Consider the following 21,715-nt stretch of genomic DNA (forward strand, 5'->3'; position numbering starts at 1 on the left):
TTTATGCCTTACTAATGCCGTGCTTAGAGATCCTTTCTGCCAAACGATAGAATAAAACTCCGGCACTCACTCCACAGATAAAGGAAACAAAAGAATTATCAATGCGCCACAAAGCGGAGAGTGATCCGATGAGCAGCAAAGCTTCTATTGCCTGAAGCTTATTGCGCTGATACATTCCCTTCAAGCGGGTGAGAATGTTGAATACCATTAGTTAGCGTTTGCTTTAGCCCTGCATTCAGCAATGATCTCATCTACTTTAGCGGGGGTAAGGTGTTCCCTGTAATGCTTGCCTAACTGCATCATAGGAGCATACCCGCAAGCGCCCAGGCATTCAACTGTTTTCAGGGTAAAGAGTCCATCAGGGGTGGTTTCACCTACTCCTATACCCAGTTTGCTTTTAATATATTCAATGATCTGATCGGAGCCACTCACCATGCATGGGCCAGTCTGGCATACTTCAAACATGTAAGTACCCACTGGTTTTAAGTTAAACATGCTATAGAAAGTAGCTACTTCATACACTTCAATAGGTTCCAGTTGCAATAATGAAGCAACATAATCCATCGTTTCAGCGCTTAACCATCCGCCAAACGCCTCCTGGGCCAGGTGTAACACCGGGATCAGGGCACTTTTCTGCTTTCCCTGGGGATAGCGTGCAACGATTTCTTTTACTTTATTCAGTTTCTCTTCAGAAAATTGAACCACAGCCATTATATTTTAATCAGCTTAAATCTCAAATAATTACGCATCCAGTTCCCCTGCAATCAGGTTCAGGCTACTCATCACAATGATCGCGTCGCTCAGCATAGCGCCCTGGATCAGTTCAGGGTATGCCTGGTAATAGATAAAGCAAGGGCGACGGAAATGCAGGCGATAAGGGCTACGGCCACCATCGCTGATCAGGTAAAAGCCTAATTCCCCGTTTGCGCCTTCCACTGCGTTATACACTTCTCCAGGTAAAATATCTGCTTCTCCCATTACTATCTTGAAGTGATAGATGAGGGCTTCCATTTTCGTGTATACATCCTTCTTGTCGGGCAGGTAGTATGCCGGAACATCAGCATGGTATACATCGTCTGGCAAGCCTTTCAGCTTTTCCATGGCCTGGCGGATAATGCTGATACTTTCCCACATTTCTGCGTTCCTTACCTGGAAACGGTCGTAACAGTCGCCGGTGGTACCTACAGGAATGGAGAAATCAAAATCTTCGTATGAACAGTAAGGATTGGCTACTCTCAGGTCGTAATCTACTCCTGCTGCCCGCAGGTTAGGACCGGTGAAGCCGTAGCTCATGGCTCTTTCTGCGCTGATACCGCCAATACCCTGTGTACGTTCCATGAAGATGCGGTTACGGGTAAGGAGGGTTTCAAATTCTTTCAGAACTGCAGGATATTCGTCGAGGAACCGTTGAATTTTTGCGAAGGCGGCGGGAGTGAAATTCCTTTCAAAACCACCGATCCTGCCGATGTTGGTAGTCAGGCGGGAACCGCAGATCTCTTCATAGATCTCGTAGATCAGTTCGCGGTAGGTCATCACATACACGAAACCGGTTAATGCGCCGGTATCAACACCCATTACAGAGCTGCAGATCAGGTGATCTGCGATCCTGGCCAGTTCCATGATGATCACGCGCAGGTAGTCGACTCTTTTAGGCGTTTCAATACCCAGGAGTTTTTCTACGGTCATCAGCCATCCCATGTTGTTGATAGGAGCGGAACAATAGTTAAGACGGTCGGTAAGTGGAGTGATCTGGTAATAAGGGCGGCGTTCTGCGATCTTTTCAAAAGCCCTGTGAATATATCCTACGGTAGGAACTGCGCTGACAATGCGTTCACCGTCGATTTCAAGAATGTTTTGGAATACACCATGGGTGGCCGGGTGGGTAGGACCCAGGTTCAGTGTTGTTGTATCCTTCTCTAAAGAGCCTTCCGGCAGTTTTACGTGTTGTTTCTGATCTAGCATAACCTGGTAGTATTAAAAGGTTCCTCCCCTTCCGAACATTTCATCATCTTTATCTATACGGGAACTATCTTCCAGTGGGAATTCCTTTCTCATGGGGAAATAAGTCATTTCATCCACATTCAGCACCCGGATCAGGTTTGGATGGCCAACGAATTCAATTCCGAAGAAGTCGTATGTTTCACGTTCCATCCAGTTGGCAGATTCGAAAAGTTTTGTAGCAGTAAATACTTTTGGTGAAGCTACCGGTACAAATACTTTCATTCGCAATCTGATATTATCCTGGAAATTATGCAGGTGATAAACCACTGCTAATTCTTCATTTTTCCTGTCAGGATAATGCACCGCAGTAATATCCGTTAAAAAACGAAAACGCAATTCCTCATCATCGAACAGGAATTGCATTACTTTCAGGTTATAATCTTTCTGCGCAGTAAAAGTTAGAAGTCCGAACGGCTCTTCAAAGCCAGTTAAAACATCTCCAAACTTTTCTGTCAGGCGTTGCTGTATGCGTTCGTTTGTTAAAGACATTAACAATTTGAAATTTACGGTTTACAATTCTCCAATCCCTTTCTTACCTGATACCGTAAGACTCCATCAGTTCTTTGTACTTATCGGAGTTGCGGCGTCTGAGACTTTCATTACCAACCAGTTCCTGGATCTTCATGAAACCGTCGATAATTCCTTCTGGTCTTGGCGGGCATCCTGGCACATAAACATCTACCGGGATCACCTGGTCTATACCCTGTAATACGGAATAAGTATCGAAAATACCGCCGCTGGAAGCGCAGGCGCCTACGGCCATTACCCAGCGAGGTTCTGCCATTTGCAGGTATACCTGGCGGACGACAGGGCCCATTTTCTTGGAAATAGTACCCATTACCATCAGCAGATCGCACTGGCGGGGTGTAAATGCCATACGTTCAGCGCCGAAACGCGCCAGGTCGTAGGTTGCAGCCATTGTAGCCATGAATTCAATACCACAGCAGGATGTTGCAAAAGGCAAAGGCCAGATAGAATTCTTCCGCGCCAGGCCTATCGCTTTATCAAAGTTAGTGGCATAAAATCCTTCACCGGAATATCCCTCTGGGATTTCCACCATTTTCACTTTTGTATTATATTGAACCGGACGAGCCATTGGATTAAGTTTAAAGGTTTAAAAAGTTTAGTCTTCCCATTTCAATGCACCTTTCTTCAGGATATAGATAAATCCACACAAAAAGAAGCCCACAAACATTAAAACAGCAACAAATCCTTCAGGTCCCAATTCTCTGAAGTTGACTGCATAAGGGTAGAAAAAGATCACTTCCACATCGAATAACACGAAAAGAATAGCAGTCAGGAAGTACTTGATAGCGACAGGCTGACGGGCATTACCTCGTTGTTCAATTCCACTTTCGAAGTTGATAAGTTTATCGCTGGTTTTGCGTTTTGGCCCTAAAAAGTGCGTGGCTAGCATGGTTATCCCCACAAAACCCAGCGCAGCAATTAATTGCAGTACTATAGGGAAATAGCTGAAAGGAGTAGTCGTTGCTGACAAAAATACAGTTTCTGTATACATAAGCTTCCCGATAAAAACATTGTCCGAATGCGCAAAAATACTGTAAGTAAACCAAATATCAAATCTATTAGAAGTTAAAATATTATCTTTTTTTACCAACCGGAAACTAAAAAACCTCCTGTGCGTACAGGAGGTTTTTGATGTATTTGTAATACAGTAAATTACCTATTTCTTATTCTGAGCAGGTTTTGCTGCTGGTTTAGCTGCTTTTTCACGAGCTGCCATGTTTTCGGTGATCTCTTTAACAGTGATGTTAGAAGGATCGATTGCTGCGAGTTTATCAGCATACAGCTTGATATTCTCTTTATCTTCCTTATAGTAGTAGTACAGCAATTCGTAAGTATACGCAGTTACCAGGGTGTTTTTGCTCGTTTTAGGATCGTTGCCGGAGATCTCGATGTATTTATCGAAATAAGGCTTAGCCAATCCGTTTTGAGCCTGTTGGTCTTTTGCGTAGTTAGACATACCTCTCCAATAGTAACCGCTACCCAGGTCTGGTTTAATTTCGATCACTTTAGCGAAAGCTGAATCAGCTTTGGTCAGTAAAGCTTCGTCGGCTGGTTTGGAAGAGATAGCGCCGTAATAGGTGTACAGCCCTACGTTGTAGTAATCCAGTGCGCTTGGCTGTTCTTTATTCGCGATCATCATATCAATCGCTTTCTGATACCATTCACCTGCAGCAGCGTATTTCTTGGCATTTTTCAATGCGTCAGCGATCTGGCTGTAAGTTTCAGCATCTTTAGACGTGATAGAGTTAGCGTATTTCTGCAGGTAATCCAGCGCTTTGTCTGAATATTGCGCCTGGGTGGCAGAATCGCTGGATTTCAAACGCATGTAGATATTACTCAACAGTTTGTAGTCGTTAGAGTCCAGTTTGCTTTCGCCCACTTTAGCTACATATTCATCCATAGTTTTCTGCGCGTTCAGGGAATCGCCTTTTTGCAGGTAAGCATCCCCAACCAGCAGGTTTAACTTGTTGGCATAGAACTCATTAGCAGCTGGCAATGCGGCTTTACCTTTAGCGATCGCATCGTCATAGTCTTTCTTAAAGAAAGAGATATAAGCAGCGAGGTATTCGTTTTTGGTTTTGTCGGCCGGATCAGCTACTTCCATGTATTTCTGGAGGTATTTAGCTGCTTCGTCCCAAGACAGTTGATCTTTCTTAGGAGTGATATAAAAGTTAAACAGCTCGAAATACGCAGGACCATATTTAGGGTCCATTGTGGTAGCTTTCACATAATCGGCTACTGCTTCAGCTTTCAGGCGGGCGTTATAGTTCACCAATCCTTGTTTCATTACAGCTTCGGCGTTGTTAGCGTCGAGATCCAAAGCTTTTTCATAGCTGGAAATAGCTTTACCACCGTTTTCACCACCGAGGAAGCGATAAGCATCACCTAATTCGATATAGTCGGCAGGCGTAGCTGTATACACTTCTTTTTTCTTACGTCCTTCGTTGTTCAGGAGTTTTTCCATTACAGAAAGCGCGTAAGCACGGTCACCACCTTTCACTTCGGTGTTCGCATCAGCGATTGCGCGGGCAACATCGCCATTGCGGCCTTCAGTAGCAGTGCTGGCAGCTTCAAATTTTTGTTTTGCGGCTGCAGCATTACCGTTGATCAGATCTATACGGCCCATTGCTACCTGCAGTAATGCAGAATTAGGAACTGACTGTAAGCCTTTCTGGAAAGTTGCAGTTGCACCTGCCACGTCTTCCAGGGCCAGTTGAGCTATACCGAGATAGTAGTAAGCTTTGTCATCAGTAGGTTTTGCTGCAATCACTTTCTCTAAATTCTGTTTGGCAGACAGATATTTACCATAATACAGGTCTTTCACTCCGTCTTCCACAGATTGAGCCATCACACTGCTGGAAGCAGCGCACAGCAATGCTACGATTAAACTTTTCCGTTTGTTCATGCAATCTGGTTTTTTAGTTTTAGTTGTGTTTTTTTCTTACTTAAGGTTGGCTTCCCTGAATACTACATTCAATCTCGCAGGGAATAGACGGAACTGTTTAACAACAAGTTGTCCTTCATAACTGCCGAGGAAAGTTGCAAATCCTGTGCCCAAGCCGTGATAAGGCTCTTTCAGGCAAAAATAGAAGCCACGTTTTAATGGATAAGAACCAATGCCAATATAGGCCTGATAAGGTTTCACAAAGTCAGAACCATAATCGGCCCTTAACCGCACTACCGATACCTTCTCAGTAAATGCGATGGATAAAGAATCGTTAGGATCTGAGATCCAGCTGACTCCTATTACCCCGATCGCATCTTTGTTCTTAGACACATAGTCCACCACCTCAGGATTTGTTTTGGCAGCCATGGTATTGGCCGGCAAAGGTTTACCCTTATTGATGGAGTCCATGATATAACGCACGGTGCTTGAGTTGGCATTATCAAACACCAGTTGCCATTTTCTCTGCGTATCTGTACCAGCCATGATCCCTCTCACCTGGTCCATTGTTAAGATAGAATCCGGATTTGCTTTGTTCACTATTAATGCTAAAGCATCCCAGGCTAACAATAAACTATTGGGTGTGACAGTAGATTTTTTAATATAATCACGTTCCTCCTGATTGAGATCACGAGTCACAATAATCATTCTGGCACTATCGTTTAAAAGATCTTTAAAACACTCTGCTTCCGGTTTGTAAGACGGAATAATGTGCGCCTTCGGATACAATGATTCAAAAACCTTGATCTCTGAATCTATCAGCGGTTTATAGGTTTCATCAACGCTGATGCGAATTGTTCCTTCAGTTGCTGTATCTAATTTCTTAGCATTAGGATTGGTACCACAAGCGGCGAACAACAAAGTAATTGCTGCTAAATATACAGCATTCATCTTACTAAAAGTGAAAAACATATAGCTCCTCTTTAGTTCCTGTGAAAAAAAATTTTTCTGACACCGTTGACTACTCTAAAGAGGCCGTAAATTAATAAAACCACTCCTACTATCAACATGGCTGTGTGAGATATGCGGAATTGCCCCAATCCCAGTTTCTCTGCAAATAGCGCATATAAACCAAAGAGAATAAATAATACTCCCCTTACCACTTCGCTGATAGGCCGATACCTATTCTCCCTTCTGCTATACGTGTGTTCGTCGTGTGTTTCCATTGTTAAATTACAATTATACAAAAAAAATATTTTTAATCTGGAAATGTGATTTTTAGAAGAATGTTAAAAAAGTACGGCAAAACCATGTCTTTTTCCGCCACCAGACGCAATTTGAGGTATTTTTTCAACATTGTCGAAAAATTTCATTCGCAACTGCAGCATTTTGACATATTTGCATTTAACATGCCATTTACCGGTAAATCCATGTTAATTTCCAAAAGGGGAGAAACAGGCCGGTTATGAACACTCTTCGTAGTTTATCAACACTATAAAGATGCAAAGGGGTGCAGATTTCCATAATATCTTGTAGGTTTGCGCCCGGATTCAAATATACCTGACACATGAAAATTTTGATGGTCTGCCTGGGTAACATCTGCCGCTCTCCCCTCGCGGAAGGCATTATGAGGCACCTGGCCGAAGAAAAGGGATTAGATTGGGTGATCGACTCTGCCGGCACCGGCAACTGGCACGTTGGCCAGGCCCCCGACCACAGGGCGATTAAAGAAGCCAGGAAGAACGGCGTAGACATCAGCAGCCTCAGAGGCCGGCAGTTCCAACCTTCCGATTTTGACGCCTTTGATAAAATCCTGGTAATGGACCGTAATAATTACAGGGATGTCATCCGCCAGGCCCGGAATGAAGCCGATAAAGCTAAAGTAGCCTTCCTGCTGCCCCAGGACCAGGAAGTACCGGATCCATGGTTCGACGACGCTTTATTTGCACCTGTATACAAACTGATCTATAACGCCTGCAAAGAGATTGCAGACAAAAAATAAAAAAAGCATAAAATTGTCGAAATGATAAAGCCCAGCATTCCCAAAGGCACACGTGATTTTGGCCCTGTAGTGGTTAGAAAACGGAATTATATCTTTCAAACCATTCGTGAAACTTTCGAAGTATTTGGTTTCCAACCACTTGAAACTCCAGCCATGGAGAACCTGAGTACCCTTACCGGTAAATACGGGGAAGAAGGCGATAAACTCATATTCAGAATACTGGATAACGGCGAGATCTTCGACCGCGCCCGTGAAGCAAAAGATAACCGCGAACTGGTGAACAGCATCACAGAAAAAGCCCTCAGGTACGATCTTACCATCCCCTTTGCCCGTTACGTGGTGATGAACCAACACGAACTGGCACTGCCTTTTAAACGCTACCAGATGCAACCTGTCTGGAGGGGCGACAGACCCGCAAAAGGCCGGTACCGGGAATTTTATCAATGCGACGCCGATGTGGTAGGCAGCAATTCCCTGCTTAACGAAGTAGAACTCCTCCTCATCTACGATACTGTTTTCACCAAATTGGGCATGCAAGGCTATGAATTGCGTATCAACAACCGTAAAATATTAGCGGCACTTGCTGATTTAGTAGGAAAACCCGAATTATTGACAGATATCACCATTTCAATTGACAAACTGGACAAGATCGGTATAGACGGCGTTCGGAAAGAGTTGCAGGAAAGAGGGCTGACAGAAGGAGATATTAAAATAATTGAGAACTTCCTCAATATCAAAGGCGATAACCAATCCGTTCTTGAGCAACTCCGCGAACTCTTCGCCGACTCGGCCACCGGCCTGAGAGGGATAGAGGAACTTGATTTCGTGCTCGATTCTGAGTATACTTCGTACAATACCACCCCAATTCTCGATCTTACCCTGGCCAGGGGTCTGAACTATTACACCGGCCTGATCGTGGAAGTAAAAGCGCCGGCAACCGTGAAAATGGGCAGCATCGGCGGAGGAGGAAGATACGACGACCTCACCGGCCTGTTTGGTCTTCCGGGCATCTCAGGCGTCGGTATTTCTTTCGGGGTAGACCGTATTTACGATGTGCTGGAAGAATTAAACCTTTTCCCTGAAACCGCCCAGCAATCCACCCGCGTATTGTTCCTGAACCTGGGACTAGATAGTTCTATAAAGGCTTTTAGTTACGTAATGCAGCTGCGGCAGAAAGGTATTCCGGCAGAACTCTACCACGAAAGCAGCAAAATGGATAAACAAATGAAATATGCTGATAAACGCAGCATCCCGTTTGTGGCCATCCTGGGCGAATCCGAACTGGCGGAGAACAGCATCAGCATTAAAGACCTTAAAAACGGCAAACAGGAGAAGATCAGCCTGGATGCGCTACTGCACTACGCTTTTTAGATTGCACGCAGAGGGTTCACGCAGAGAGGCATAAGAAGCAAAGCCCGCAAAGAAATTTTTTAAGAAGAATTAAGATTATTAAGAAAATAATAAGAAAGCAAAGGGAGCGATAATGTTATATAACATATTCGCTCCCTTTGCTTTCTTATTTCACTTAAAAAAAATCCTTTGCGGGCTTTGCTTCTTATGCCTCTCTGCGTGAACCCTACTTGAGTTTTTTGAAGGCTTCCAGGCCGCATTTAAGCCATTCGGCGTATTCGTGGGCGTTTGGTGTGTAGCCAACAGGATGGGTCAGTAATTTTTCGTCAGGGCTTATTAATACGTAATAAGGCTGGGAGTTGTTACTGAAATTCTCTGTTTGCATGGTAGCGTATTTATCGCCGATAGTTTTGATCTCTTTCTTGAAACCATTGCCGGTAGTGAACAGGAATTGCTCATTTTCAGGCAGCAGTTTCCGGTCATCTACATACAAAGACACCAGGATATATTCTTTCTCGATCAAAGTTTTAACTTCTTCAGTAGGCCAAACATTTTCTTCCATCTTACGACAGTTAACGCAGGCCCATCCTGTAAAGTCGATCAGGATCGGTTTGTTTTGTTCCTTAGCCATTTTCAGCGCTTTCTCGTAGTCGTTCACCACGTTTGCTTCCACACCTTTAGCGGCATCCGTTCCGTAGATGCTGTAGTGCAAAGGCGGAGGAAAACCGCTGATCAGCGCCCTGTTAGCATATTTGGTGTTGGTAACGCCCGGCACCAGGTAAAGGGTGAATGCCAGGAAAAACAGCGCCAGCCCGATCCTTCCCTTACTCAGTTTCTTGATAGGGGAATCGTGCGGGAAACGCAGTATACCAAAGAGATACAGCGTGATGCAGATACCGATGATGATCCATACAGCAAAGAAAACTTCTCTCTTCAGGATACCCCAGTGCATAACCAGGTCGGCGTTTGACAAGAATTTCATTGCCATCGCCAGTTCCAGGAAGCCTAATACTACTTTCACTGAAGTGAGCCAGCCGCCTGATTTAGGCAGGGAATTCAGCCATCCTGGGAAAAGGGCAAAAATAGCGAATGGTAATGCCAGCGCGAAACCGAAACCGGCCATACCAACTGTTAACTGTATGGCGCCGCCATTGGTCGACAGCGATCCTGCCAGCAGGGATCCGAGAATAGGACCAGTACAGGAGAAGGACACTAACGCCAGCGTGAGGGCCATAAAGAAGATACCTACCAGGCCGCTTACACTGCTCTTCGAATCCACGCTGTTGGCCAATCCTGCAGGGAGGGTTATTTCAAACAACCCGAAGAAGGATAAAGCGAATACAATGAAGATGGCAAAGAAGATAAGGTTCAGCCATACGTTGGTAGAAATATTATTAAGGATTTCCGGGTTGATCGAATCCAGGAAATGGAAAGGCAAACTTAATAATACGTAGATAAGGAAGATAAAGAAGCCGTAAAGAATAGCGTTTGCTACTCCTTTCTTACGGTCTTTGGATTGCTTCGTAAAGAATGATACCGTTAACGGGATCATTGGGAATACGCACGGAGTGAATAAAGCGATAAAACCGCCCAGCATACCGAGGATGAACAGACCCCAGAGGCTTTGTTTTTTATCGTCCTGCGTACCGCTGCTGGTACCGCAATCATTTACCGGGTGTTTAAGATCGATAGACGATCTTTTAAGAGACTGAGCCTGGTCGGAAGATTCCTGCAATCCGGCTGCTACGCTGGCCAGGTTACCTGAATTATCCGGCTGGAATTTGAAGGCTTCTTCTTCCGGCCCAACCACTTCATCGCCTTTCAGGGCCATGTAGTTCACGCTTCCCTTTAAAGCGCCGGTCAGCGGAGCTGTCAGCTCTACTGTAACTTCCAGGTCTACCGTGTTCCGGAAAAACCTGATCTCAAGGTTATCGAAAAGCGCTTCTTTTCTTTGCTCCAGGTTCCCGGTTTCCTTAATGCCGGTAATATGAGCCACAGCGGCTGAGGCGCTGTCTAACACTACGCGGGTGTTGGGATCGTCGTCGCTCATGGTAGTGGAAAAAAGCACCCAGTCTTTATCTACGGCTCCCTTAAGATGTAAAATGTATTCTTTATCAGTTTTCTTTTCAGCGGAGAACTGCCATTTCACAGGCTTTGGGCTGTTGTCTGTTGCCTGTGCAGATACGGTAAAGCAGGCAAAGACGGCTATTATAAAAGAAAGCAAATGCTTCATAAAGTCAATAGGCTTTAAATAATATCATGAAGAGTAAAAGAGAAACGAGTTCCTGTCGGGAGGAACTCGTTTCTACCATTATCGTTATTTTGCTGCGGATTCAAAATTACTTTCCTCCTACGCTCACCGCAAACTCTACTTCTTTTGGAGGTAAGCATTGGTGATCGTCGCAAACCATGAATTCAACGGAACCTTTCACCTTCGTAGCTGCTTTCCCTTTTACAGTCACTTTTTGTACGAAATCAACTGTTGATTCGTAGTATTTCAGTTCAGAATTGAAGTTTTTGTCGAAGTTCTTATGCAGTTTACCTACTTCTTCCACTTTACCCTGCGTTACGACCAGGGGATTTTTAGTGAATTTAAACGAGGTAGGAACAGGTCCTTCTCCAGCCTCCTGGGCGTACAGATGCCATCCTTTATCGATGGTAGCAGTGGCATGCACTTCGTAGGTGGTGGCATTCACTTTCTTAGCAGTAAAGCTCCATTTTACCGGATTCTCTATCTGCGCACTTGCCAGGATAGGCAGAGCGAACAAAGCCAGCGCGGTTAATAATCTTTTCATACTTTTCTTTTTTAATTGGTTGGTTGATTTAATCTATTAATTGTTATTAATAAGACTTTGCAGTATCAGCTGTCCATCCGTATTTCCCAGGGCTGTGCTGGTAGCACGTTCAGGGTGAGGCATCATACCAAACACGTTTCTTTGTTTGTTGCAGATACCTGCGATGTTATGGATGGCGCCGTTAGGGTTAGCAGGTTCAATAATATTGCCAAACTCATCGCAATAGCGGAAGAGGATCTGGTTGTTATTGAAAAGTTCTTCCAGGGTGGCATCGTCGGCATAATAACGGCCTTCGCCATGCGCAACCGGGATCATCAACGGACGGCCTACTACATCCTTTGTCAGGGAAGCAGAAGTGTTTTCGCTTTTCAGGTAAACATTTTTGCAGATAAATTGCTGGTGGCGGTTCTGTAATAATACGCCCGGTAACAGACCGGCTTCGCACAGCACCTGGAATCCATTACATACACCTATCACCCTGCCGCCTTTATTGGCAAATTCTATAACGCTTTGCATCATTGGGCTAAACCTGGCAATAGCGCCGCAACGCAGGTAATCGCCATATGAAAATCCTCCCGGCAATACAATACAGTCGGTTGTGCTAAATGCGCTCAGGTCTTTGTCCTTATGCCAGAGTTCTATTACTTCCTGCCCCAGATCATTGCGCAGGGAATCAATCATATCATGATCACAATTAGAACCGGGAAAGGTGACAACGCCAAATTTCATCTGAAAATGTTTTGTTTATGTGTGTAAATAATGCTTTAAATTGATCTTTTCCCGCATATTTGACAAGCCCGACAAAGCTACGGGGAAAGGACAAAATTACTTAGCCGTTCGCAATTTTCCAGTGCCGTTTGTCCTGTTTTAACAATTTACTGGTAATCAGCAGGTTAAAAAAGGAGTATCAGCTGAAATATTGCATAATAATTACATATGCAAGTGCAATAAAATGAATTATGTTGGCAAATGTATCGCTGGTGATCGACCAGAACACGTTTCCTGCAAACATACTCAGCGGCAATACTGCCAATACCCAGTAAGCAGGTGAAAAATGAATATTGAAGAACGGGACCAATATGGCTACCAGTACGTAAATGATCAATGCCGCCCATATCTTTCTGCCCTGGATCAGCATCTTCTTCAAAGGTCTTTGCAACAACAGCCATCCTACCACGAAAAAGAATATGCAGGCGATCATCGCCCCCCACACCTTATAATCGGTTATCAGGGGCAGGGAAAAGCCTATGTTCGGGATCTTTATCAACAACGCTGTCTGGTTGGTAAGGAACAGGTAAGTGCCCATAAGATAGAGAGGACAGATCAGTCCCAGTATGGCAATGATCCATTCGGCCAGCCTGAACGCCCTCATGATCAGCATAGAGATCAGCAGCAACAGGCAGAAGATCACGGCAGGGAAATAGATCAACCCGCAGATGCCCAGGGCAAATCCGATATTAAATACCACATCCCTGGCTGAAGTTCGTGTATAGAGTTCAGTTATACTGGAAAATACCCATAACATGATCAGGTTTACCAGCAAGGCCGGAGAAAATATGTTCCAGCTTCCCAACATGGAAGTAAAGAGCAGGTAACACATAGCCGGCAGGTAGGTAGGCTTTGAAAACAGGCGATGGTGATTCACGATCCGGGTGAAGAACAGCGATTGCAACAACAGTAGCGACACTGCCAGGAAGGTGAAGAAAAGAGGGCTTGGCCCTACCACTGATTGCAGCCATTGTACCAACAGGTGATATAACAGACCTTCCGATCCATCTGCCAGGAAGGTAGATGGATGCAGGAGATAAAAAAACTTAACCAGCAGCGTGTATAATAACAGCAGCAATACCGTTAACGGATTGCCTGAACGAAAAAAGCGTATCACAGTGCAAAGGTGTGATTAAAAGTCAATTTTAGCAAAGCAAATATAATTCCTGTAAATACAAGGCACTACTACCGTGCGGCTGCTGATTTGCTTTCCATATCTTGGCATCCAGGTAAATCCTTTGTCGAGGTTTCGCAGTGTAGGCATGCGGTTAACTTTTCCGCCAGGGGCCAGGCTTACATCGGTAAGCATATAATTTCTCCTGTCCAGCTCATTGAACAGGAAACGCAATTCGCTGCCTACATTCACCATCATATAAGAAAGGTATAGATCGGCATTATCGTCGTACTGGCTCTTGCGCACAAAATTGCTCCACTGCATATTGCCTTCATCATCGAAAGACAATACGGCTACATTGTCGTAATGGTACCGCAAACCCTGGGAATTATTCCAGTAGTAAGGGTTGTAGTACATGGAAGAATATGGGGAATAGTAGTAGGGAGAATAGAATCCGCCGTATGGGCTTCCATACATATAATTCCAGCGGTTCCATGGCTGGTACCGGGAAGAAGTGGAGAAAGATTCGGCCGTGAGCAGGAAACCCCCGTTTGCGGTATTTATGATCTTGCGGATAAAATAGTCGTTAAATGCCGCGCTGGTGCTTGATTCTCCTTTGGCGTTCCCTTTCAGCTCATCGGAAAAGGGAATCGATTTCTCGTATACAGGCGTATGGGTACTGTAATCGTATTTATAGAGATATAACCCATCCACGTTGCCTCTCTTCTGTTTATAATAGAAAGCGGTTACCAACGCAGTATTCCGGGCGTTATCCAGTTTCATCTTCACCTCGTCGATCAGCTGGGATTTAAAGGTCATTGGCGATATTTCAAAACTGTCGACCAACGGACGTTTTACAACCATATTGCCGCTTATAACATAATCCTTGTTTGAAGTGCGTTCCAGTTTGTTGAAGATCAGGTCGCCGGCATTTGACAGGTTAAAATTGCTCAGGAACTGTTTCCTGGACTGCATAGGCAGTGAAAGGCGGCTGTTGTTCACCAGGTTCATTGAGCTGTCGTAGAGGAAAGTATAAAACACGTTATTATCTTCCTTATCCTGGTTGATCTTGTAAACCATGATTCGGTTCTTATCTTCTGAAACTTCCAGGGAATAGACTTTATTTTCTTTTGTGTACATGCCGATGCGGGTGGAGTCTATCATAACAGGGGCGTCGTAGAACTTGGCATCCGGCGTCATGGTGGCGCAGAAGCTGAATACGGCGTCTTTACGCTGGAACTGGTAGAACATAAGCACCTTGTTGGGATAGGCTACAAAATCCATAGAGATGACCTTGCGTGGAAGGAAGTCGAGCTTTACGCGGTCGGTCATTGTCATGCTATTATCGTATACAGATACAACATAGTCGCCTTTATCTGACTTATAAACCAAAATATTACCTGCTACCTTGCCAATAATTTCGAATTCGGTGCTTTTATAATCGTCTTTATCGGGCTCAGAATAAGTTATTTTCTGCGCTGTGGCCGCAGTTCCTGCCATTAGCATCAAAAAGAACAGTGACAGCGATAAACGGTATAGCATATGCATGTATAAATATGAATTTCAGAGCTATGAAGAATGTTGGCACATAGAATATGGACCTTTTTCAAACTTACATCAAAATTTGTCAATTTGGATCAGTTGCCTGTTGCTTTTACTTAAATTCCAAAACGACTGTTTTATTGTGTACTTTTATTAAAATTTTTTAATCGCAGGATATCAGGATGGAAACTGTCATTATAACCGGCGGAACGGGGCTTGTAGGGAGAGCGTTAACAGCATTGCTGCTTGAACGTGGTTACAGGGTGATCGTATTGACCCGCAAGCCGGAAGCCGGAAGGAACAAAGCTGTAACATATGCGCATTGGGACCTCAGGACCCAGGCGATAGACGAATCTGCTGTTCAGCAGGCCGATTATATCGTGCACCTGGCTGGCGCAAATGTTGGGGAAAAGCGATGGACAGAGGCAAGAAAGCGCGAGATCGTAGAGAGCCGTACCCAAAGCAGCGAACTGATTTATACCGCGTTAAAGACCATCCCCAATAAAGTAAAAAAGGTGATCAGCGCCTCGGCTACGGGCTACTATGGCGAATATACTGATCATGCATTCACAGAAAAAGACCCGCCGGCCACAGATTACCTGGGCAATACAACGGTGTTATGGGAACAGCATATTTCCAAAGTTGCCTCACTAGATAAAAAGCTGGTGATACTGCGTACAGGCATTGTGTTAAGTACGGAAGGCGGCGCGTTGAAGGAATTTTATAAGCCTTTGAGATTTGGTTTCGCGACCATACTGGGTTCGGGAGAACAGTTTGTGCCATGGATTCACATACATGACCTGGTGCGTATTTACTTCAGCGCCATTGTAGACGATAAGATGGAAGGGACTTTCAATGCCGTGAGCCCTAATCCTGTTACCAACAAGGAACTGATCCTCACGATGGCAAAAGTGGCGAAGGGCCGTAGTTTCATGACCACTCACGTACCGGCATTTGTGCTGAAAACGGCACTGGGAGAAATGAGCGTAGAAGTTCTGAAAAGCGTAAAAGCATCTCCAAATAAGCTGATGCAGTCTGGTTTCCAGTTTTCGTATCCCACCATTGAAGCGGCTATACAGCAGTTATTCAGCCGATAATACCTTGTGCAGCGCGGCGGCTTTTAACAGGCATTCTTCATATTCCTTTTCCGGATCGCTGTAGAAAGTGATCGCAGAACCTGTAGAATAGGACAGGTACTGCGCTGTGGCGTTATAAAGAATGCTCCGGATCACCACATTGAAATCAAAATCTCCTTCTGGGGTAATGTAACCAAGCGCCCCGGAGTAAAGCCCTCTCCTTGTTTTCTCGTATCGTTCGATCAGTTGCATTACGCGCAGCTTTGGGGCCCCGGTCATAGACCCCATGGGGAAAGTGGTACGTATGATCTCAGTAAAAGGCACGTTTGCCGGCACTTTTGCAGAAATGGTCGAGATCATGTGATGCACATGGGCGAAGCCATAGATCCCGAATAATTCGCTGACTTCTACAGAGCCCTGCCTGGCGGTATGTGCCAGGTCGTTGCGTACGAGGTCCACTACCATTACATTTTCCGCCCTTTCTTTGGGATCGTTGTATAGCTGTTGTTGCAATTGCTGATCAACAACCGGATCAGGATCTTTGCGGCTGGTGCCTTTGATGGGCTGGGAGATGACATGTTCTCCTTTTTTCTGCAGGTAACGTTCCGGGCTGGAGCAGGCCATGTATTTGTCGTTCAGCCTGTAATAGGCGGCGAAGGGAGCGGGAGAATAGCTGTTCAGCCGCTGAAATAACGCAGGCGGATATACGACTGCGCCGGGGATAAAATTCTCCCTGCAGAAATTAACTTCGTAGCAATCGCCTTGTTGTATGTGATGTTGCAGCGCGGCAACGGCATCCAGGTATTCCTGTTTGGAGAGGCGGTGCCGGACGGCGGGCAAAGGTTGGCGGCTGATGACGGGATCAGATGCCGGCGCCGACATGCAGGCATTAAAGATTTCCAGGGCGTTATTCCGGCTCAAATCAACTCCTCCTATGGCTACCCCTGTTTCAGTCAGCAACAGGACAAATTCGGGCTTAAAAAAGAAAAGATCGGGAAAACCCACGCCATCGAAATGCCGGGATTCAAGAGAGGCGGTTTCGTTCTTCAGGTCATAGGCCAGGTGTCCGAAAAGCCAATCGTTATTGTTTTGGTGGAAGTCATGCAATGCCTGGAGGGCATTTCCGGCGGGAAGGCTGATAGCTTGCAGGGCGTTGACGGCCAATACCGCTTCGTATTGGCGCCATTGAGAGGAATAGTTGTTATTGTCCAAAAAACAACAAATGTTGAACTGGTTAGCCCAATTCAACATTTGCTGTTTAAATATCCTCCGATCATCAACCGGGAAAGTGTGAAAAATCCTGATAATAATCGAGTTTAATGCTTAAAAATCGTCATCGTCGTCATCAAAGCGATCATTGAACAGATCCATATCTTTGAATTCATCGTCCAGGCCCAGGTCATCGTCGTCATCGCTTTTCTTGCTGCTTGGGCGACCACGTTTCCCTTTAGATTTTGGCATATCAAATTCCTCAAAATCAGGATCATAGTCATCCTCATCTTCTCCTTTTTCCCATGCGTCTTCTATATCATCATCCTCGTCATCGAAATCGTCATCGTCGTCATCATCACGACTTTTAGACTTTGATGCAGATTTATCTGATTTTTTTGAAGATTTAGAAGGTTTCAGATCTTCACTATCTTCATCATCATCGTCATCATCCTCCTCTTTCTTACGCTTGGCCGCGGCTTTTGGAGCGTCTTTTGCGGGCTTGGGAGAAGTAGTTTTTTTGGTCTCTTTCTCTTTATCAGATTTTGATTTCATAATAGGTTACCTTATTTCTTTGCCGTAAAGTTTTAATAGTTTTTTTTATTCGCCAAATTTTTTTTGCCGTTTTTTTTCCTTACTTTTTTGTTCCTACTTATCCAGGATCTGATCGCGTCCAGGTCCGTTGGAAACGTATTTCACGGGAATGCCCAGGTATGTTTCCACAGCAGTAACAAATGATTTCATTTCAACTGGTAACTCATTGAAATGCTTGCAAGTAGCTGTTTTCTCTGACCATCCGTTAAACGTTTCCCAAACAGGTTTTACGTCCAGTCCGTTCAGTTGGAATGGCATTTCTTTCGTTTGTTGTCCTTCAACTTCGTATGCGGTACAAGCCAGTACCTGGTCGAATTCGTCCAGTACATCGCTTTTTGTCATTACCAGTTGGGTAACGCCGCTCAACATGCAGGTATAGTTCAGTGCAACCAGGTCAATCCATCCGCAACGGCGTGGACGGCCGGTTACAGCGCCGAATTCGTGGCCGGCTGCTCTTAATTTTTCGCCTGTTTCATCGTGCAATTCGGTAGGGAATGGACCGCTACCAACACGTGTACAATAAGCTTTGGTAACGCCAATCACTTCCTTGATCCATTTAGGAGCAATACCCAAGCCGGTGCAAACGCCGGCGGAGATAGTGTTGGAAGAAGTTACGAATGGATAGGTTCCAAAGTCGACATCCAGCATGCTTCCCTGTGCGCCTTCCGCCAGGATCTTGCTGCCGTTTTTCAGTTTATTGTTGATCCAGTATTCGCCATTTACGATATTCATGGTGCGCAGGAAAGGAATTGCATCAAAGAATTCAGCTTCCCAGGCAGCGATATCCGCTTCAAATTCGCTGATATCGTACTGGCACAGTAAATCTAAGTGTTTTTTCTTCAGTTTCTCATAGCGCTCTTTAAAATCCGGCGCCAGCACATCTCCAACCCTTAAACCGTTCCTGCCGGTTTTATCCATATATGCAGGGCCGATACCTTTTAAGGTAGAACCGATCTTATCATTGCCTTTTGCGATTTCAGACGCTTTGTCCAGCGCCCGATGGGTAGGAACGATGATATGCGTTTTTTCTGCGATAAACAGCTTTTTGGTCAGATCTACACCGAGAGCGGCGATATCTTCACTTTCTTTTTTGAAAGCCACAGGGTCTAATACCACGCCATTACCAATGAGGTTAATGGTTTTATCGTGGAACACTCCTGAAGGAATTGTACGTAATACTACTTTTTGGCCGTTTACGTAGAGTGTATGACCGGCATTCGGGCCACCTTGGAAACGGGCTATAATGTCGTATTTTCCGGCAAAATAGTCCACAATTTTACCTTTGCCTTCGTCGCCCCATTGCAGGCCTAACAAAACGTCTACCATAATGATTTAATTAATTATCGGAGGTTGTTGCATTAAAAAGAGTCGCAAAATTAAGGCGAATAATTACAAATACAAATTTTCGCCCTAAAGGAAGCGGTTTTAAATAACTGTGGCGCAACAAGGTAATTGTCCTGCAGCGCCACATTATTCATATATCCTGATAGTCTTAGCTTTCTTCCAGGCGTTGTACGGTTTGAATACCATCCAGCTTTTTAAGCCTTTCTACCAGCTCGTCCAGCTCTTCCTTGTCGTGCACGTATACCTTGATCAGGCCTTCGAACAGGCCTTCCTTGGATTCTATGCTGAGCGCGGAAATATTGATCTTCAGCTCACCGGAGATGATATTGGTGATCTTGTGGATAACCCCCACATCGTCCATACCGATGATCCGCATCCCTGTAAGGAAGGAGATCTCGCGGTTTTTCACCCATTTTGTCTTTACAACGCGGTGGCCATAGTTCGCCAGCAACTGGGCGGCATTCGGGCAGTTGGTACGATGGATCTTCAGTCCTTCGCTGGCTGTAATAAAACCGAATACGTCATCGCCCGGGATAGGCCTGCAGCAGTTAGCCAGTTTATAAGCGATCTTGTCTGAGCTCTCGCCGAAGATGATCAGTTCCGCGTCTTTTTTAGAGGGTATCTGGTGCCTTACCTGTTCTTCCGGCACATGTTCCGGCTGTTTTACCGGTTTTGGCGGCTCCAGCTTATCTCCCAGTACGGTGAACTGTTTCAGTTCCTTCAGGTCGATGTTCTTGATAGCGATCTGGTAGTAGAGATCCAGGGGCGACGACTGTTTATAGAACTGGGTCAGCTCATTGATGTTATGTGTGCTGGCCGAGATGTTCATATGGCCCAGTTTACGTTCCAGGGCCGCTTTTCCGTCCATCGCTATTTTGCGTTTCTCTTCCTTCAGCGCGTCTTTGATCTTCGACTTGGCTTTGGCTGTAAGTACGAAATTCAGCCAGTCTTCAGATGGTTTCTGTTTGTTAGAGGTAATGATCTCCACCTGGTCGCCGCTCCTGAGCTTATGGCTAAGTGGCACCAGTTTATAGTTCACCTTGGCGCCAATACATTTGTTACCAACCGCACTGTGGATGGCATAAGCGAAATCCAGGGCGGTAGAGTTGACAGGCAGTATTTTAAGGTCGCCTTTTGGCGTATAAACATAGATCTCTTCAGTAAAGAGATTGCTTTTAAAGTCGGCCAGGAAGTCGAGGGTATTGGAATCCGGGTTACTGAGGATTTCCCTGATCTGGGTGAACCATTGGTCGAATTTCGACTCCTGCTGTGGAGAAGCGCTGCCTTCTTTGTATCGCCAGTGGGCGGCTACTCCTTTTTCGGCATAATCGTTCATCCTTTTGGAACGGATCTGTACTTCCACCCATTTACCCTGGGGACCCATTACTGTTACGTGCAGGGCTTCGTAACCGTTTGATTTCGGGTTACTGAGCCAGTCGCGTGTTCTTTCCGGGCTTGGATGGTAAAAGTCGGTAATGATGGAATATACCTTCCAGCAGTCGGCTTTTTCCTTTTCCAGCGGTGAATCCAGGATGATCCGGATCGCAAAGAGGTCGTATACTTCTTCGAAGGCTACGTTCTTGGTTTTGATCTTGTTATGGATAGAATGGATAGATTTCGGGCGTCCGTAGATCTCGAAAGTGAATCCTTCTTCCTGCAGAACTTCTTTGATCGGCTTGATAAATTCGTTGATATACCGGGTACGTTCGCGCTTCGTTTCTTTGAGGCGGCGTGCGATTTCACGGTATTGCTGTTCCTCGGTGTATTTCATTGCCAGGTCTTCCATTTCGGATTTGATATTGTATAATCCGAGCCGGTGAGCCAATGGCGCGTAGATGAATACGGTTTCGGAGGCGATCTTGAGTTGTTTTTCCCTGCTCATGCTGTCGAGGGTGCGCATATTGTGCATCCTGTCGGCCAGTTTGATAAGGATCACTCTGGGATCGTCTGCCAGTGTAAGGAGTATTTTCTTAAAGTTTTCTGCCTGGGCGGTGCTGGTGCTGGAATCGATTACGGTAGATATTTTGGTAAGACCATCTACGATATGGGCGATTTCAGAACCGAACTCGCGGGTAACGTCCTCTAAGGTTACTTCGGTATCTTCTACGGTATCATGTAAGAGTGCACAGATGGCGGAGCGAACGCCGAGGCCGATTTCTTCCACGCATATCTGGGCAACTGCCAGCGGATGCAGGATATATGGTTCGCCTGATTTGCGTCTCATTTCCTTGTGAGCATCTGCTGCCATTTCGAATGCAGTACGTACCAACTCTCTGTCGCCTTTTTTCAAACGGGGCTTTAATGCTCGTAGTAAAGCGCGATAGTGCCGAACGATTTCTTTCTTTTCCTGCTCTTCGTCTAAGTTATATTTTTGAACAACCACTGTTTCCATCGGTATAAAGTTACGATTTTATCTAATCTGAATAACAGGGAAGAAGGCAGGGAAGCGCAAAACCGCCTGTTTTGCGTTCAGAGCGGGAACAGGCGGTGATGCGCTACGGTTCAGGC

General features: G+C 45.3%; 20 protein-coding genes. 3 read left to right on the forward strand and 17 right to left on the reverse strand.

The features are described from left to right. Position 1: 1 nt before the first annotated feature. The 8 genes from BLV62_RS15945 to BLV62_RS15980 all read right to left on the reverse strand — a co-directional run bounded on the left by BLV62_RS15945 (position 2) and on the right by BLV62_RS15980 (position 6,385). Positions 2-208 carry a hypothetical protein gene (locus BLV62_RS15945; protein WP_089762965.1) on the reverse strand — a complete coding sequence of 69 codons (207 nt, stop codon included), beginning with the start codon at positions 206-208 and terminating at the stop codon, positions 2-4. Next, positions 208-711 carry an NADH-quinone oxidoreductase subunit NuoE family protein gene (locus BLV62_RS15950; RefSeq protein WP_089762966.1) on the reverse strand — a complete coding sequence of 168 codons (504 nt, stop codon included), beginning with the start codon at positions 709-711 and terminating at the stop codon, positions 208-210. Before BLV62_RS15950 ends, BLV62_RS15945 begins: the two co-directional genes overlap by 1 nt. Before the next feature lie 30 nt (positions 712-741). Further along, positions 742-1,962, reverse strand: a complete 1,221-nt coding sequence (locus BLV62_RS15955) for an NADH-quinone oxidoreductase subunit D (RefSeq protein ID WP_089762967.1) — start codon at positions 1,960-1,962, stop codon at positions 742-744. 12 nt (positions 1,963-1,974) lie between these two features. Beyond that, the gene (locus BLV62_RS15960; protein WP_089762968.1) at positions 1,975-2,490 is read right to left on the reverse strand and encodes an NADH-quinone oxidoreductase subunit C; all 516 of its coding nucleotides are present in this window, start codon (positions 2,488-2,490) and stop codon (positions 1,975-1,977) included. Between the two features lie 43 nt (positions 2,491-2,533). Continuing rightward, on the reverse strand, positions 2,534-3,097 hold the full coding sequence (locus tag BLV62_RS15965) for an NADH-quinone oxidoreductase subunit B (RefSeq protein WP_089762969.1): 564 nt from the start codon (positions 3,095-3,097) through the stop codon (positions 2,534-2,536). 27 nt (positions 3,098-3,124) lie between these two features. Next, complete coding sequence (locus BLV62_RS15970; protein ID WP_089763048.1) at positions 3,125-3,520, reverse strand: NADH-quinone oxidoreductase subunit A; 396 nt, start codon at positions 3,518-3,520, stop codon at positions 3,125-3,127. Between the two features lie 165 nt (positions 3,521-3,685). Continuing rightward, positions 3,686-5,434: a tetratricopeptide repeat protein gene (locus BLV62_RS15975; RefSeq protein WP_089762970.1), complete on the reverse strand. Its 1,749-nt coding sequence runs from the start codon at positions 5,432-5,434 to the stop codon at positions 3,686-3,688. A 36-nt stretch (positions 5,435-5,470) separates the two neighbouring features. Continuing rightward, positions 5,471-6,385, reverse strand: coding sequence for a substrate-binding domain-containing protein (locus BLV62_RS15980; RefSeq protein ID WP_089762971.1), 915 nt, complete (start codon positions 6,383-6,385; stop codon positions 5,471-5,473). A 595-nt stretch (positions 6,386-6,980) separates the two neighbouring features. On the opposite strand from BLV62_RS15980, the gene BLV62_RS15995 reads away from it, so the two are divergent. Together BLV62_RS15995 and hisS are read left to right on the forward strand one after the other, a co-directional pair. Further along, a complete protein-coding gene (locus tag BLV62_RS15995; RefSeq protein ID WP_089762974.1) occupies positions 6,981-7,415 on the forward strand; it encodes a low molecular weight protein-tyrosine-phosphatase in 435 nt (144 codons plus the stop codon). Between the two features lie 21 nt (positions 7,416-7,436). Further along, positions 7,437-8,786, forward strand: coding sequence for a histidine--tRNA ligase (gene hisS / locus BLV62_RS16000; protein ID WP_089762975.1), 1,350 nt, complete (start codon positions 7,437-7,439; stop codon positions 8,784-8,786). 205 nt (positions 8,787-8,991) lie between these two features. Here hisS and BLV62_RS16005 read toward each other — a convergent pair whose 3' ends face one another. From BLV62_RS16005 to BLV62_RS16025, 5 genes are all read right to left on the reverse strand, one after another. Next, positions 8,992-10,998 carry a protein-disulfide reductase DsbD family protein gene (locus BLV62_RS16005; protein WP_089762976.1) on the reverse strand — a complete coding sequence of 669 codons (2,007 nt, stop codon included), beginning with the start codon at positions 10,996-10,998 and terminating at the stop codon, positions 8,992-8,994. Between the two features lie 106 nt (positions 10,999-11,104). Next, on the reverse strand, positions 11,105-11,560 hold the full coding sequence (locus BLV62_RS16010; protein ID WP_089762977.1) for a protein-disulfide reductase DsbD domain-containing protein: 456 nt from the start codon (positions 11,558-11,560) through the stop codon (positions 11,105-11,107). A 36-nt stretch (positions 11,561-11,596) separates the two neighbouring features. Continuing rightward, positions 11,597-12,289, reverse strand: coding sequence for a phosphoribosylformylglycinamidine synthase subunit PurQ (gene purQ / locus BLV62_RS16015; RefSeq protein WP_089762978.1), 693 nt, complete (start codon positions 12,287-12,289; stop codon positions 11,597-11,599). Positions 12,290-12,467: 178 nt separating this feature from the next. Continuing rightward, positions 12,468-13,445: a hypothetical protein gene (locus BLV62_RS16020; RefSeq protein WP_139170197.1), complete on the reverse strand. Its 978-nt coding sequence runs from the start codon at positions 13,443-13,445 to the stop codon at positions 12,468-12,470. A 15-nt stretch (positions 13,446-13,460) separates the two neighbouring features. After that, positions 13,461-14,990: a hypothetical protein gene (locus BLV62_RS16025; RefSeq protein ID WP_139170199.1), complete on the reverse strand. Its 1,530-nt coding sequence runs from the start codon at positions 14,988-14,990 to the stop codon at positions 13,461-13,463. A gap of 176 nt (positions 14,991-15,166) precedes the next feature. On the opposite strand from BLV62_RS16025, the gene BLV62_RS16030 reads away from it, so the two are divergent. Continuing rightward, a complete protein-coding gene (locus BLV62_RS16030) occupies positions 15,167-16,081 on the forward strand; it encodes a TIGR01777 family oxidoreductase (protein ID WP_089762981.1) in 915 nt (304 codons plus the stop codon). Here BLV62_RS16030 and BLV62_RS16035 read toward each other — a convergent pair. From BLV62_RS16035 to BLV62_RS16050, 4 genes are all read right to left on the reverse strand, one after another. Next, positions 16,067-17,272: an anthranilate synthase component I family protein gene (locus BLV62_RS16035; RefSeq protein ID WP_225889609.1), complete on the reverse strand. Its 1,206-nt coding sequence runs from the start codon at positions 17,270-17,272 to the stop codon at positions 16,067-16,069. The two genes, BLV62_RS16030 and BLV62_RS16035, sit on opposite strands and share 15 nt — an antisense overlap. 111 nt (positions 17,273-17,383) lie before the next feature. Beyond that, positions 17,384-17,824, reverse strand: a complete 441-nt coding sequence (locus BLV62_RS28345; RefSeq protein ID WP_168927873.1) for a hypothetical protein — start codon at positions 17,822-17,824, stop codon at positions 17,384-17,386. A 93-nt stretch (positions 17,825-17,917) separates the two neighbouring features. Beyond that, positions 17,918-19,189, reverse strand: a complete 1,272-nt coding sequence (locus tag BLV62_RS16045; RefSeq protein ID WP_089762983.1) for an adenylosuccinate synthase — start codon at positions 19,187-19,189, stop codon at positions 17,918-17,920. A gap of 166 nt (positions 19,190-19,355) precedes the next feature. Beyond that, on the reverse strand, positions 19,356-21,599 hold the full coding sequence (locus tag BLV62_RS16050; RefSeq protein WP_089762984.1) for a RelA/SpoT family protein: 2,244 nt from the start codon (positions 21,597-21,599) through the stop codon (positions 19,356-19,358). Between the last annotated feature and the right edge of the window lie 116 nt (positions 21,600-21,715).

Source organism: Chitinophaga terrae (ex Kim and Jung 2007), from assembly GCF_900107795.1.
Lineage (GTDB): Bacteria > Bacteroidota > Bacteroidia > Chitinophagales > Chitinophagaceae > Chitinophaga > Chitinophaga terrae.